Origin of the sequence: Streptomyces sp. BV286, assembly GCF_019090165.1 — a bacterium.
Classification (GTDB): Bacteria; Actinomycetota; Actinomycetes; order Streptomycetales; family Streptomycetaceae; genus Streptomyces.
The window spans coordinates 58647-73185 of record NZ_JAHRIB010000095.1 but is presented as its reverse complement, the minus strand read 5'-3'; the positions used below and the strand labels follow the sequence as shown (position 1 = coordinate 73185).

General features: G+C 73.3%; 10 protein-coding genes. 5 read left to right on the top strand and 5 right to left on the bottom strand.

The window, feature by feature from the left end:
• Positions 1-334: 334 nt before the first annotated feature.
• A complete protein-coding gene (locus KUF83_RS12995) occupies positions 335-787 on the top strand; it encodes a metallopeptidase family protein (RefSeq protein ID WP_217454824.1) in 453 nt (150 codons plus the stop codon).
• 25 nt (positions 788-812) lie between these two features.
• On the opposite strand, the gene KUF83_RS12990 is transcribed toward KUF83_RS12995, so the two are convergent.
• The 3 genes from KUF83_RS12990 to KUF83_RS12980 form a co-directional block, all read right to left on the bottom strand.
• On the bottom strand, positions 813-2324 hold the full coding sequence (locus KUF83_RS12990) for a DUF5719 family protein (RefSeq protein ID WP_217454803.1): 1512 nt from the start codon (positions 2322-2324) through the stop codon (positions 813-815).
• Entirely contained in the window at positions 2321-6130 is a 3810-nt protein-coding gene (locus KUF83_RS12985; RefSeq protein ID WP_217454802.1) for a glycosyltransferase, read from the bottom strand. The genes KUF83_RS12990 and KUF83_RS12985 overlap by 4 nt, the downstream gene beginning before the upstream one ends.
• Positions 6131-6356: 226 nt before the next feature.
• Entirely contained in the window at positions 6357-6620 is a 264-nt protein-coding gene (locus KUF83_RS12980; protein ID WP_053723761.1) for a WhiB family transcriptional regulator, read from the bottom strand.
• A gap of 747 nt (positions 6621-7367) precedes the next feature.
• Here KUF83_RS12980 and KUF83_RS12975 point away from each other — a divergent pair.
• The 4 genes from KUF83_RS12975 (at position 7368) to KUF83_RS12960 (ending at position 11391) form a co-directional block, all read left to right on the top strand.
• A complete protein-coding gene (locus KUF83_RS12975) occupies positions 7368-7922 on the top strand; it encodes a cysteine dioxygenase family protein (RefSeq protein WP_254643762.1) in 555 nt (184 codons plus the stop codon).
• A 42-nt stretch (positions 7923-7964) separates the two neighbouring features.
• Positions 7965-8924, top strand: a complete 960-nt coding sequence (gene cofD / locus KUF83_RS12970; RefSeq protein WP_217454801.1) for a 2-phospho-L-lactate transferase — start codon at positions 7965-7967, stop codon at positions 8922-8924.
• A 26-nt stretch (positions 8925-8950) separates the two neighbouring features.
• Positions 8951-10276: a coenzyme F420-0:L-glutamate ligase gene (locus tag KUF83_RS12965; protein WP_217454823.1), complete on the top strand. Its 1326-nt coding sequence runs from the start codon at positions 8951-8953 to the stop codon at positions 10274-10276.
• A 92-nt stretch (positions 10277-10368) separates the two neighbouring features.
• Positions 10369-11391 (top strand): DNA-3-methyladenine glycosylase, encoded by a 1023-nt coding sequence (locus tag KUF83_RS12960; RefSeq protein ID WP_217454800.1) that lies wholly within the window; start codon positions 10369-10371, stop codon positions 11389-11391.
• 188 nt (positions 11392-11579) lie between these two features.
• On the opposite strand, the gene KUF83_RS12955 is transcribed toward KUF83_RS12960, so the two are convergent.
• Together KUF83_RS12955 and KUF83_RS12950 are read right to left on the bottom strand one after the other, a co-directional pair.
• Positions 11580-12662 carry a sugar phosphate nucleotidyltransferase gene (locus KUF83_RS12955; protein ID WP_217454799.1) on the bottom strand — a complete coding sequence of 361 codons (1083 nt, stop codon included), beginning with the start codon at positions 12660-12662 and terminating at the stop codon, positions 11580-11582.
• 167 nt (positions 12663-12829) lie between these two features.
• A complete protein-coding gene (locus tag KUF83_RS12950; protein WP_217454822.1) occupies positions 12830-14452 on the bottom strand; it encodes an N-acetylmuramoyl-L-alanine amidase in 1623 nt (540 codons plus the stop codon).
• Between the last annotated feature and the right edge of the window lie 87 nt (positions 14453-14539).

Sequence of the window (14539 nt, the reverse complement as noted above, 5' to 3'; positions counted from 1 at the left end):
TCCAGGCGGGCCTTATTGACCTGCGGGTACGGGTGTTGACGAGATCCCGGACAGGGCCGGACGCGATCAGGAGTCGACACAAACACTGTCAATTGCCGTGATTCCCGCACCCCGAGAGGGTACGGAAACGAGCCGGACCTTGGCCGGAATGGTCATCCTGCGACATGCCGCCGCACGGGCGCGGGGACGGGGGAGGTCCGGGGTTCGTGCGACCCGTGGCGGTCCGGGTGGCGCGCGCCCGGCGTCACCGCACCGCACAGCCTCCGCGAGCCCCTGGCGGGGCGCGTGCCGTGTGCGGACGGGGGCGGTGGGCGGGGACTACGCTGCGTCAGTGATGGACAACCCCGTACCGCCCCGTCCCGCCGAACCCAGGCCCCGTCGTCGTGATCGACACGGGCGCGGGATGCGTGGTCCGGTGGCGCCACCGCAGGTGCCTCTCTCGGCCAGTCGCGCCGAGGTGTTCGCGGATCTGGTGCAGGACTCCGTGGAGCGACTGGAGCGGCGGTGGCCGCAGCTGGCGGACATCGAGTTCATGGTGCTGGAGGTGCCCCGGTTCGATCCGGCCGACGACGACGGCTGGGGCGACCAGGCCGTGCCCCTGGGGGGCACGACTCCGGCCCACGAGGGCCGTCCCGCCCGGGTCATCGTCTACCGGCGTCCCGTCGAGATCCGCACCAAGGGCCGCGACGAGCGCGCCGCCCTGGTGCACGAGGTCGTGGTGGAACAGGTCGCCGAACTGCTGGGGCTGACTCCGGAGACCGTCGATCCCCGCTACGGGGAGGACTGACCTCCGGGCCGCTCCCGCGCGCCCGTCACCTCTGCAGCACGGACAGGTCCTGCTCCGCGTCCGGTACCTCCACCGTCCCCCGGTCGTCCGGGAGGGTCTGCACGGTGAACATCGGGATGCCGCCCTCGGCCGCTTCGAGCATGCGCGCCGCGTGGACGGGGCCGCCGGACAGCGGCTCGACCGTGAGCGCGTACGTGCCCTTGAGGCCGCTCGGCACGGGCAGCCGCACGTCCTGAGTGGTGCCGCCCTTGATCGTGTACGTCTTCGTGGCGGCCGCTCCGCCGCCGCTGCCCGCGGAGGCCGTGACCCTGACCTTCGCGCTGCGGCCTGGGGCAACCAGGGAGAGCGTGGAGCCCTTGGAGCGGTTGTCGGCGGCCGTCGCACGCGCGCCCACCGGACCCGTGGCCGGGATGAACGCCGTCTCCTGCTTGTCGCCCTTGCCACGTACGACCCGGAGGGCCGCGACGACGGGGGCCGACTTCTCCGTGGGCGTCAGCACCAGGGAGCCCGCTTCCCCGCGCGTGACGTCACCGAGGTCGACGGCGGCCGTCATGCCGGCCTTCACGTGCACCGTCTCGTGCCCGGCGGGAGTGATCAGGCCGGTCGGCGAGGCGAGACGCACCCGCAGATCGGCGTCGGTGTCACCGGGCGCGAAGGCGACCAGACGGACGGAGGTGGCGTCCTTCGGGATGCCCGGCAGCACGAGGCTGCCCGCGGGCGGGGCGGAGGCGGCGAGCCAGTCCCCGCCGAGCGCGTCGTCGACGGCCTGGACGGCGGCGGCCACCCGGCCGCTGCGGACCGTGACGTGCACGGTGAGGTTGGTCTGCGGCTCGTCGATGAGCGTCGACAGGAGCACGGACTCGCTGGAGTGCGGCGGGATCTTGATGCCCTCCCCCACCGTCGACTTGAGGGCGCCGTCCTTGCCGTACAGCTCGATGTCCGCGACGGCGGCGGAGTCGTCGGGGTTGGTCAGGTGCGTGTAGTCCGTGCGCTCCTTGGCCGTGCTGGCGCCCGGGAACCAGAAGTCCGTGTCCGGGGCCGAGCAGGCGGTGCCGAGCAGGCCTCGGCCGCTGCCCGCCTCGACCTCCGTGGTCTGCTGGACGGCCCAGCCGGGCGCGAACCTGCCCTCGGCCGTGCCGACGAGGGCGGGCGACTCGGCGCCGGAGGCCTCGCCCGTGACCGGCTTCCCCGGCTCCTTCGGCGTCAGGACGGGCTTCGCCTTCTTGCCGCCCTCCTTGCCGTCGGCCCCGGATCCGTCGGTCGTGCCCTCGGCCGGTTCCTCGCCCGCGGCCGTCAGTTCGGCCCTGCCGCTCTGGCCGGTGCCCTTGGTGACGGGCGTGAAGGACGTGTACGCGGTCTCGGCGAGGTCCGAGGTGCTCGGAGCCGGGCAGAGCAGGCTGGTGCGCTCCACGGGCAGCTCCGCGGCGGTCTTCGCCGTGTCCCCGCCGGAGGCCTGTGGCTCGGACATCGAGGCGAACCCTGTGACGGCGGCGAGCGCGGCCACGCCGGCGATCAGGGACACGGTGGTGCGGTTCACTGCTGGCTCCCGTCGGGGCGCTCGCTGTCGGTGCCGTGCGGCGGCTGTTGCTGTGGCTGCTGTTGCTGCTGCTGCTGTTGCTGCTGTTGCTGCTGTTGCTGCTGTTGCTGCTGTTGCGCCGGGTCGTACTGCGCGTCGTAGCCCTGGGCGTACGTCTGCGTCGGGTCGTACGCCGCGTTCCCCGTGCCGTAGGCCGCGTACGGGTCGTAGTGGCCCGCTTGGTACGGGTCCGCCTGATAGGGGTCCGCCTGGTACGGCTGCTGCTCGTAGGTGCCCGCCGGGTACTGCGGGGCGCCCTGGTACTGATCGCCGCCGTAGGTGCCGTACTCGGCGCCCGCGTACGTCGTCGTGTCCCTCCCCCAGTCCTGGACGTCCTCACCCGGGACGGCCCCCGTGCCGTACGCCTGCTGCTGCGGGACCGGGACGGCCGCGGGGGCCCCCTCGGGCGCGGGCGGGGAGTCGGGCGGGAACGCGTCGGGCCGGTCCGCTTCCCCGGCCTCCGCCTGGGCGCGCAGACGGCGGGCCCTGCGGCCCTCGCCCGAGGCGGCCTGGACGGGTACGACGGGCTCCTCGGGAAGGTCGTCGTCCACGTCGCGGCGACGGCCGGGCAGGGCGAGCACCACGAGGACGACGGCGAGCGCGCCCTGCGCCCACAGCCAGCCGGTATGGCTCATCGGTGCCTCGAACGTGACGTCCAGCCGGCCCGCGGTGGCGGGCAGTTCGAAGCCCTGCGCCCAGCCGTCGACCGTGGTCCTGGTGAGCGGCTTCCCGTCGAGGGTGGCCGTCCAGCCCTCGTCGGCGGTGTCCGCGAGACGCAGGACACGCCCGGGGGCACCGGCGGGGATCTCGGTGTGCAGTTCGACGGGGCCGGCGGCGATGGGCTGCGGGTCTCCGGACTTCGGGACGACGGCCGCGCGCGCGACCTGCCGGTCGACGCGCCACAGGGCGATGCCGTCCCGCTGGCTCAGCCTGCTCAGGCCGGGGGTGGCGTCCAGGACGCGGCTGACCTCCCGGGGCGCGCCGTCGCGCACGAGGACGTACCGCACGGCAAAGCCGCCGAGCTGGTCGGCCTGGTCGGCGCCGGAACCCGCCACCAGGTTGGCGACGACCTTGTCGAGCAGTCTGTTCTCGCCGTCCGCCGCGGCCAGTTCGGCGTCGCCGAGGCGGGCGCCGGAGCCACGGACGAGCGTGTAACCGACCCTGGCCGCCGAGTCGCTGTCGAGGACGAGCGTGCGGGCCTGGTCGCGGGTGCCGCTCTCCTCGGCGACGAACGCGGGCACCTGGACGGGATCGCGCCGCTCCAGCGGCCCGTCGGCACCGCGGATCATCCATCCGGCGGCGACGAGCAGGGGACCGGCGGCCGCGGCGAAGGCGATGAGCACGGCGACCGGCTGGCGCCAGCCGAAGCTCTGCTCGGCCACGCGCGAGCGGGCCCCGTCGGCGCCGAGCGCGGCGGCGGCGAGGAAGGCGAGGCCGTAGACGAGGGTCGCGGGGCCGGCCCAGGTGGAGCTGTTGGAGAGCGCCGCGAAGACGAGTGCCACCAGTGCCGCGGCCCAGGCCGTCCAGATTCCCAGCTGTCGCTCCGCGCGCATCAGCGCGGCCACGGCGGCGCACACGATGCCGATGAGCATCAGCCCGCTGACCGTGCCGGGACCGCCCGGGCTGGCGCCCAGCAGGTCGAGTGCGGAGGCCGCCCCCGACCCGTACTCCATACCGGCCTCCTGGAAGAAGCCGAACGGGAGCAGGGAGAGCGACCAGGGGGCGAGGACCAGCAGCGGCGTGCCGAGCTGGGCCAGGAAACGCAGCCCGTAGGCAGCGATGTCCCTGCGCAGCACGGCGGGCACGGCGAGCCCGAGCACCAGCGCGATGGGCCACACGATCGGCGTGAACGCGGTGGCGAGGGTCAGCAGCAGCGCGTACGCCCAGGTGGCCCGCCAGCTGCCGCGGCCCGTCTCCGAGGCGAGGCCGCTCGCGGCGATGCCCGCGCGCGCGATGAGGGGCAGCAGGACGGCCAGTACGGCGGTGCCGATGCGGCCGGCCGCGAGCGCGCCGGTGGCTGCGGGCAGGAAGGCGTACGCGACGGACGCCCAGGCGCGCAGCAGGCGGGACTCGACGAGCGGCCGGGAGGCGAAGTAGGCGGCGAGGCCGGCGAGGGGCACCGAGCCGACCAGCAGGACGGTGACCGCGAGCCCGGTGGAACCGAACAGCAGGCTCGCGAGCATCGCGACCAGCGCGAGATAGGGCGGCGCCGACTGCGTACCGCCGGCGCCGACCGGGTGCCAGCCGTCCAGGTAGCGCGCCCACAGCTCGGAGGAGTCCGCGGGGGCGGGCAGCAGCGCGCCGCCCGAGAGGGCGCCGCCGCCGAGGAGTTCACGGCAGGCGACGAGGGAGACGAGGAGGAGCACCACGAAGACCATCGGGCCCGGCTTGCGGGCGATGCGCTTGAGGCGGGCGAACTGCTCGACCTGGAGGAAGTCGGCGTCGTCGTGGCCCGGTCCGGACTCGACGGCGCCGCCGTGCCGGCCGGCCGCGGTCAGCTCGGCGTCGGAGCGGCCCATGAGGCTGCCCGCGGCCTGCTCGACGGTGGCCCGGACCGTGGCTCCGGGGGGCGGGAACAGCGGGCGCAGCTCGCCCTTGTCGACCTGGGGTCTGCCCCGGCCGCGCCGGCCCGCGATGATGCGCTCGGGGCGCAGCAGGGTGCCCAGGAGGCCGCGGATCTCGTCGACCGCCTGTCCGGGGACCTTCCCGACGAGGTACGCGACCGTCCGCAGCAGCGTGCCGAGGACGAGCCGCACGAGGACCCAGGGGAGCGCCGCGCTGCGGGTGTTGACGAGGAGGGTGTAGGTGGCGCCCGCCTTGTCGACCTTGTGCGGGGAGGCGGAGGTGCGGCCCACGCAGTCGACGGTGCGGCGCTCGCGGGAGGACGCCTCGGCGTGCCGGACGACCGCCTCGGGGGCGACCAGGACACGGTGGCCCGCGGACTGGGCGCGCCAGCACAGGTCGATGTCGTCGCGCATGAGGGGCAGCCGCCGGTCGAAGCCGCCGAGCTCCTCGTAGACGTCGCGGCGGATCAGCATGCCCGCGGTGGACACGGCCAGTACGGGCTGTACGTGGTCGTGCTGGCCCTGGTCCTGCTCGCGCCGGTCGAGGCCCGTCCAGCGGCGGCCGCTGTGGGCGATGGTGACACCGACTTCGAGGAGCTGCCGGCGGTCGTACCAGCCGCGGAGCTTGGGGCCGACGACGGCGACGTCCTTGCCGAGCTCCCGCTCGTTCTCCACGACGCGCAGCAGTTGCGCGAGGGCGTCGGGCTCCGGGGCGCAGTCGTCGTGCAGGAGCCACAGCCACTGCTCGGGCTCGCCGTGCGGCAGCTCCGGCATGTCGTAGGCGTCGTCGCGCCAGGTGCGGGTGACCGGGTCCCAGCCGCTGGGGCGCTTCAGGTACGGAAGGTCGTCCGGGGTCAGCACGCCCGCGCTGCGGGTGGCCTCCTCGACGGCCTGGCCGAAGCCCGTGCGCCGGGCGAGGTGCAGCACCCGGTCGGCGCCGAGGGCCTCGGTGACCAGCCGGGCGGAGTCGTCGGCGCTGCCGGTGTCGGCCGCCACGGCGTTCTGCACGGGCCGGTCCTGGCCGAGCAGCCCGGCGAGGGCCTCGGGCAGCCAGCGGGCGCCGTCGTGCGAGACGAGCACGGCGGTGACCACGTGCCTCGGGTACTCGGGCGGGCGCGTGGGGTCGAACACCGCCTGGCCGGCCGGGTCGAACGCTGCGGTGGCAGGGTCGTACCGACCTGCCGAATGGCTGTGCACGGACATCGAGGTACAGGCCCCGGTTCGCTGGACTGCGGTGGACGCCTGTGTCCTCGGGGGACAGCGTGGCGTCTCGGACGGAGGCCCACACTAACGGCTGGACAACAGCGCGGCCCGCCGCCTGTGGACAACCCACATGCGACAGGCCGTTCGTTACGTATCAGTACGTAGGGGTGTGCACCGTCCGGTCGGAGTGCGGCCGGAACGCGATCGGGTCGCGACCGGGCACCGGTCAGACGGCGGCCTTCTTCAGGCGGCGCCGCTCGCGCTCGGACAGGCCGCCCCAGATGCCGAAGCGCTCGTCGTTGGCGAGTGCGTATTCGAGGCACTCGGAGCGGACCTCACAAGCGAGGCAGACCTTCTTCGCCTCGCGGGTGGAGCCGCCCTTCTCGGGGAAGAAGGATTCGGGGTCGGTCTGCGCGCAGAGCGCCCGCTCCTGCCAGCCGAGCTCCTCTTCGGCCTCGTCGACCAGCAGTTCCTGAAACAGCTCGGTCATGTGCGCCCCTCGTCCGTCTCGCGTCCCCGTGATGCTGCCGCTACCGATTTCGGCTGAACGACACGAGTGAAATTACAAGTGTGCCGATCCAGGCCAGTCAAGCCGAGATCTGCTATTGGGCCCCTTATTCACTCTGCGGAACCAAGGCTTTGCGGAAAGTGTTCAAATCGGCATAAACCCTGACAGGCGAAAGAGACCCGGTGAGGCTCCCCCTCCGGCAGGGCCTGTACGGAACAGGACCTGCACAGAAGAGGACGCCCAGGAGTTCGATCTCGTTCCGGCACGGCCGACGAAGCGAACCGGATCACATATGGATCACTGGGATCGCACAGGGATCTCGGGGTCGCTCCACGGTTCGTGCGCCCGGTTGTGCGCCATGTGTCCCGGCAACCTCCTGCACAAACCTTTCACCTTCGAGGAGGCCCGGATGAGGTGAAACATCGCCCACATATCGGACGTGAAGTTGACAGTGCGGGTGTGAGCCGATGTCCTAGTGGGCATGCTCGCGAACTTGGCACTCACCTCGACCCGCACCGCCGGGTCCCCCGGTGCTGCCCACGCTCGCTGTAGCTGTTGCTGTCGCAGCTGTTGAGCCGACCGCGCTCCCGCTGCCGCCGGGTCCACTGAGATCCGGCCGCTGGTCCCCCGCCCGTACCTGGGCACACCTCACGCCCGCGATCCGGGCGGCCGGTACGTGACACCCCAGACCTCCAGCACTCTCTTCCGCCGAGGAAACCACCGCACCCCATGAACAGCGACAGCGACCTCCAGATCGCCGGCGACATCCTCGAAGTACCCCATCTCCTCCAGCCGCCGCGCGAGCACCCGTCCACCGTGGCCGAGTTCGTCGGCCTCGCCCGCTCCATCGCCGCCGATCGCTCCCAGTGGGAGCACCTCGTCCGGTACGACGCCGCCTCCCGCTGGTACCACCGGCTGAGCACCGGACCCGGTTACGAGGTGTGGCTGCTGTCCTGGGTCCCCGGACAGGGCAGCGGACTGCACGACCACGGCCGCTCCTCCGGCGTACTCACCGTCCTGGAGGGCGCCCTGACCGAGCGCACCGAGCGGGGCACGCGCGCGCTCGGCGCGGGCGCTCAGCGGGTGTTCGCGCCCGGCTACGTGCACGAGGTCGTCAACGACTCCCTCGAACCGGCCATAAGCCTGCACGTGTACCACCCGGGACTGACGGAGATGCCGATGCTTCCCCGGACCGGCTCCCAGCCCCAGGCCGAGAGCCTGGCCGGGACCCGGCCGGCCGAGGAGACGCCCCACGCGCGGTGCTCGGGGGCCGACGTCTCGTAACCGGCCGACGCGCGGCCGTGGCCGCCTGCAAGACTGCGTGCCATGCGCATTGTGGTTCTGGCAGGCGGCATCGGCGGTGCCCGGTTCCTGCGTGGTCTCCAGCAGGCCGCGCCGGACGCGGACATCACCGTCATCGGCAACACCGGGGACGACATCCACCTCTTCGGGCTGAAGGTCTGCCCCGATCTCGACACGGTGATGTACACGCTCGGCGGCGGTATCAACGAGGAGCAGGGCTGGGGGCGGGCCGACGAGACGTTCCACCTCAAGGAGGAGCTGACCGCGTACGGCGCGGGGCCCTCCTGGTTCGGTCTGGGCGACCGGGACTTCGCGACGCACATCGTGCGGACGCAGATGCTGAGCGCCGGATATCCGCTCAGCGCCGTCACGGAGGCGCTGTGCGACCGGTGGAAGCCGGGTGTCCGGCTGATCCCCATGTCCGACGACCGGGTCGAGACGCATGTGGCCGTCGAGGTGGACGGCGAGCGCAAGGCCGTCCACTTCCAGGAGTACTGGGTGCGGCTGCGGGCCTCCGTGGACGCGCACGCCGTGGTGCCCGTGGGGGCCGAGCAGGCCAAGCCGGCGCCCGGGGTGCTGGAGGCCATCGCCTCCTCCGACGTGATCCTCTTCCCGCCGTCCAACCCCGTGGTGTCCATCGGCACGATCCTCGCCGTGCCGGGCATCCGGGAGGCGATCGCCGAGGCCGGGGTGCCGGTGGTCGGCCTCTCCCCCATCGTCGGGGACGCGCCCGTGCGCGGCATGGCCGACAAGGTCCTGGCGGCCGTCGGTGTCGAGTCCACCGCGGCGGCGGTCGCCGAGCACTACGGCTCGGGGCTCCTCGACGGATGGCTGGTCGACACGGTGGACGCCGGGGTGGTGGAGCGCGTCACGGACGCCGGCATCCGGTGCCGTGCCGTACCGCTGATGATGACCGACCTCGACGCGACGGCCGCGATGGCCCGTGAGGCTCTGACGCTGGCGGAGGAGGTGCGGGGCGCTTGAGCGACGAGACGTCCCGGAGCACGGGGATGCCGGGCGGCGGGTTCGCGCCGGACACTCCCGGTTTCCGGGTCTGGGCGCTGGCCGGGCTGCCCGAGGTGCGCCCGGGCGACGACCTCGCGAAGCTGATCGCCGGTGCCGGGCCCGGGCTGGTGGACGGTGACGTGCTGCTGGTCACCTCGAAGATCGTCTCGAAGGCCGAGGGGCGCGTCGTCGAGGCGGAGGACCGCGAGGCCGCCATCGACGCCGAGACCGTACGGGTCGTGGCCCGGCGCGGGCCGCTGCGGATCGTGGAGAACCGGCAGGGGCTCGTGATGGCCGCGGCCGGGGTCGACGCCTCCAACACGCCCGCCGGGACGGTGCTGCTGCTCCCCGAGGACCCGGACGCCTCGGCGCGGGCGATCCGGGACGGCCTGCGGGACGCGCTCGGCGTGGAGGTCGGCGTCGTGGTCACGGACACGTTCGGGCGGCCGTGGCGGACCGGGCTCACCGATGTCGCCATCGGGGCCGCCGGTGTGCGCGTGCTCGACGATCTGCGGGGCGGCACGGACGCGCACGGCAACCCGCTCGGCGCGACCGTCGTCGCGACCGCCGACGAGCTCGCCGCCGCGGGTGACCTGGTCAAGGGCAAGGCCGCCGGGCTGCCCGTCGCCGTCGTCCGCGGACTGCCCCACCTGGTGGGCACGGACGACGCCGACGAGGGGACCCGCGGGATGGTCCGGGGCGCCCGCGACGACATGTTCCGGCTCGGGACCTCCGAGGCCGTACGGGAGGCCGTCACCCAGCGGCGTACCGTCCGGGACTTCACCGACGAGCCGGTGGACCCGGGCGCCGTGCGGCGCGCGGTGGCCGCGGCCGTGACCGCGCCGGCCCCGCACCACACGACGCCGTGGAGATTCGTCCTCCTGGAGTCGGCCGCGTCGCGCACGCGGCTCCTCGACGCCATGCGGGACGCCTGGATCACCGACCTGGAGCGGGACGGCAAGAGCGCGGAGTCCATCGCCAAGCGGGTGCGACGCGGGGACGTGCTGCGCAGGGCGCCGTACCTCGTCGTCCCGTGTCTCGTCATGGACGGGTCGCACACGTACGGGGACGCCCGGCGTGACGGGGCCGAGCGGGAGATGTTCGTGGTCGCCACGGGCGCCGGTGTGCAGAACTTCCTGGTCGCGCTCGCCGGGGAGCGGCTCGGGTCCGCGTGGGTGTCGTCGACGATGTTCTGCCGGGACGTCGTGCGGGACGTGCTCGGACTGCCGGAGAGCTGGGATCCCATGGGAGCCGTCGCCGTGGGACACGCGGCCGGGGAACCGAAGGCCCGGCCCGAGCGGGATGCCGGGGTTTTCATCGAGGTCCGCTGACGTCGGCCCTACTCTCGTAGGGCACCGCCCCGATCCCTCCCCTCAGCCCGCTCCCCGGGCCTCCCTTCCCGAACACTCCCAGGACCCTCTCCGTGGCCGGACGCTTCGAACAGCGACCCACGCGTACGACCGTGCGCGGCGGGCATGTCGTCGTGCCCGGGCAGACCCAGGCGCGGGCCCGGACGCAGATGCCGACGGAGGCCGCCGCCGGGCGGAGACGGAGCTGGGCGCCGCCCTGGCCGCTCGACCTGGGCCTGGTGCTCGGGCCGCTGCGGCGTGGCCCCGCGGACCCGGCCTTCCGCAGGACCCCGGACGGGGCCGTGTGGCGGGCCAGCCTCACGCCCGTCGGGCCCGGGACCCTGCGGGTGTGCGTACGCGGAGGTGTCGTCGAGGGGGAGGCGTGGGGGCCCGGGGCGCGGTGGCTGCTCGACCAACTCCCCCTGATGCTCGGTGAGGCGGACGACCCCGGGGCCTTCGAACCCCGGCACCGGCTGGTCGCGACGACCCGGCACCGGCGGCCCGGGCTGCGGCTGACACGTACCGGCCTGGTGCTGGAGTCGCTGATTCCGTCGATCCTGGAGCAGAAGGTCACGACCGACGAGGCCTACCGGGCCTGGCGCTCGCTCGTGCGCAAGTACGGGACGCCCGCGCCCGGGCCCGTCGACGGGCGCATGTTCGTCATGCCGGAGCCCCGGGTCTGGTCGCTGATTCCCTCGTGGGAGTGGCATCGGGCCGGGGTCGACAACAAACGGGCGTCGACGATCCTGCGGGCCGTACGGGTGGCCCGGCGGATGGAGGAGGCCGTGGCGCTCGACGCGGAGGCGGCCCGCGAGCGACTGGAGCTGGTGTCCGGGATCGGGCCGTGGACCTCGGCGGAGACCGTGCAGCGCAGCCATGGGGCGCCGGACGCGGTGACGGTCGGGGACCTGCACCTTCCCGGGATCGTCGGATACGCCCTCGCCGGCGACCGGGACGCGGACGACGCCGTGATGCTCTCGCTGCTGGAGCCGTACGCGGGCCAGCGGCATCGGGCCGCCCGGCTCATTCTGCTGAGCGGGCGGACGCCGCCCCGGCGGCATCCGAAGATGCCTCGTGGGGACATCGGACGGCTGTGACTGCGGGCTCCCCCGCGCCGGAGGTGTGAGCCTGCGCCGTGTGGCGCGCAGGCCCGGGCCCCCCTCCTCGGCCCCCGGCGGTACCGGGGTCCCCCCTTGTTGCTGATCCTTGGTTGCTGATCGTTCGTGCCGATCCCTACCAGTACTTACTGGCGCTCACCGGCGGACTGGTCCGACAAGAAGCGGCGCTACTGGTCAGACGAGAAGCGCAGTGCCGCCTGCGGGATGCGGGCGTCGCACCAGACGCGTACGCCCTCGCGGAGTTCGTTGTCCGGGCCCACCGACGCGCCGTCGCCGACGACCACGCCGGTGAGGATCGAGCGGGCGCCCACACGGGCTCCCACGCCGATCAGGGAGTCCGTGACGACCGCGCCCGGTTCGACGACGGCGTCCGCCAGGATCGTGCTGCCGGAGATGCGCGCCCCCTCGCCCACGGTCGCGCCGCTGCCGATGACCGTGCCGCCGGTCAGTTTGGCGTCCGGGGCGACCGTGGCCGTCGGCAGGACCAGGCGGTCGCCGCAGCGCCCCGGGACCGCCGGGGACGGGGCCCTGCCCAGGACCAGGTCGGCGGAGCCGCGCACGAAGGCCTGCGGAGTGCCCAGGTCCAGCCAGTACGTGGAGTCGACCATGCCCTGGAGGTGGGCCCCGGAGGCCAGGAGGTCCGGGAACGTCTCCCGTTCGACCGACACCGGACGGCCGGCGGGGATCGCGTCGATGACCGAGCGGCGGAAGACGTACGCGCCCGCGTTGATCTGGTCGGTGACGATCTCCTCGGGGGTCTGGGGTTTCTCGAGGAACGCCTGTACGCGGCCCGAGGCGTCGGTCGGGACCAGGCCGTAGGCCCTCGGGTCCGCCACCCGCGTCAGGTGCAGCGACACGTCCGCGCCCGACGACCGGTGGGTGTCGACCAGGGCCGGGATGTCCAGGCCGGTCAGGATGTCCCCGTTGAAGATCAGGACCGGATCGTCGGGGGCGGATCTCAGGCGGGAGGCCACGTTCCGGATGGCGCCGCCGGTGCCGAGGGGTTCGTCCTCGGTGACGTACTCGATGTGGAGCCCCAGCGACGAACCGTCGCCGAAGTAGGGCTCGAAGACCTCGGCCAGGTAGGACGTGGCGAGCACTATGTGCTCGACCCCCGCCGCTCTCGCCCGTGCCAGCTGGTGCGTGAGGAACGGTACCCCGGCCGCCGGAACCATCGGCTTCGGCGTGTGCACCGTGAGGGGGCGCAGCCGTGTGCCCTTGCCGCCGACCAGGAGGATCGCTTCTGTCACCTGTCGTCTCTGCTTCCTGCTGGGGCCGGCCGAACTGTCTTTCGACCGGCCAGTGTGTGCAGACCGTTTAGATGGCTGTGGGGCGCCTCTGGGGGAGGATGGCCGTGGGGAGCCGCCGGGTTTGGGGACCCGGCATGCCGAGCTTCAGCGTTCCCGCCGACCGGACCTCATCGTCCCTGGTAGCGGGCCGAAGTGGCACGGGCACTGCCGAGCTTCGCGTACAGCCGGCCGCCCGGGCATTCGGTGGCGAATCCGTCCCGGTGACCGGAGATTACATTGAGTCGTACGTTCTTTCCTTTTCGGTAGAGATTCCCGCCACCCGACGTGAGGTAGGTCTTGCCCTGCGGGTTCGCTCCGAAGAGGCCGAGCTTCCACGCGGTGAGCCGGGCGACGGCCTTCACCGCGGGGGCCGGCGGGTTGATGCCGCCGAAGCTTCCGAGGACCGCGATCCCCATGCTCTTGGTGTTGAAACCGAGAGTGTGCGCGCCCATGACCGGCTTGGCCACGCCACCGGCCCGTCCCTCGTAGATGTTTCCGCACTTGTCGACGAGGAAGTTGTAGCCGATGTCACGCCAGCCGCTGCTCTTCACGTGGTAGCGGTAGATACTGCGGATGACTGAAGAGGCTTGCGCGCAGCGGTAGTTGTTGCCCGACGCGGTGTGGTGGACGAAGGCGGCCTTCACTGTCTTCGTGTAGCTGAAGTTCCGCTCGCGGATCGTCTCGTCGGCGCCCCAGCCCCGGCGGGTGACGATGCGCGGACGTGCGCCGATGTACGGCTTCGCCTGCTGGCCGGCCGCCGAGCCGGCCGTGTCCGTCGTACCGGCCGTACCGGTCGTGCCCGTCGTACCCGTCGTCTCCTCGCCCTCGCCGCGGGTCGCGAGCAGGTCGGCCCGCGTCTGCCGCTGGCTCAGGGCCGGGATCTCGGTGGCTCCGAGGGGGGCGAGGTCGGCGTTGACGGCGGAGGAGGCCGCGGACTCGGCGGTCAGGGCCGTGGCGCGGGGGACGTCCACCTCGGAGCCCTGGGGCGGGGGCTCGGCGCCGGGATCGACCAGTTCGACGTGCAGTCCCCTGGGGAGGGGCTCGCTCGCGGCGGCCCTCCCGTCGGCGCCCGCCCGGCCGTCCGCCTCCGCCTGGACGCGGACCTCGACACCGTCCGAGGCACCCACCCACAGGGGCGCCGTGGAGCCCCGTACCCGGCCGGAGGTGCGTTCCGCGGTGTCGGGGTCGGCCGCGTGCTCGTGGTTGTGCGTGTCCACGTCCTGCCAGGCGGACCATCTGCCGGTGCCGGTGGCGCGGGTACGGACCTGGACCCGGCCGTGGAGTTCGCTGTCGGGGTTGTCCCAGACGACGCCCACGAGGGAGAAGTGCCGCACGTCCCGCCGGGCGAGGCCCTGGACGGGGGCGGACACGGGGGCCAGCGTGCGGTCGCCGGAGGGGGTGGGCGTGACGTGGGAGGCACCGGGGGCGAGGGGGGCGAGCGGGAGGGACTGGGTGCTGCCGGGGACGGCCCGGTCGGCCGACGCCACGGGGGCTGCCGCCGCGCCCGTGCGGGGCCCCGCCGAGGTGGTGGACGGCCTGGCCGTTTCGGGTCGGGCGCGTGCCGTTCGCCCGGATGCCGGTCCGTCCGGGGTCGTCCACCCGGCGACCGGTCTGCCGTCGGCCGGCCTTCCGGAGGCGAGGGGCGTGGCCGCGGCGTCGGAGGCCAGCGCCAGGGGGAAGGCCAGGGCGGCCGCACACGTGACGGCGATCGAGGAAGCAAGATGTCCGCGCATGCCCCTGATCCTGGACATAGTCATACTTATCTGTCCATCCGGGATATGACGGACCGTCGGCCGCACTCGGCCGAACCGGTGGCCCTCGCTCCCCCGCCCGGGCAG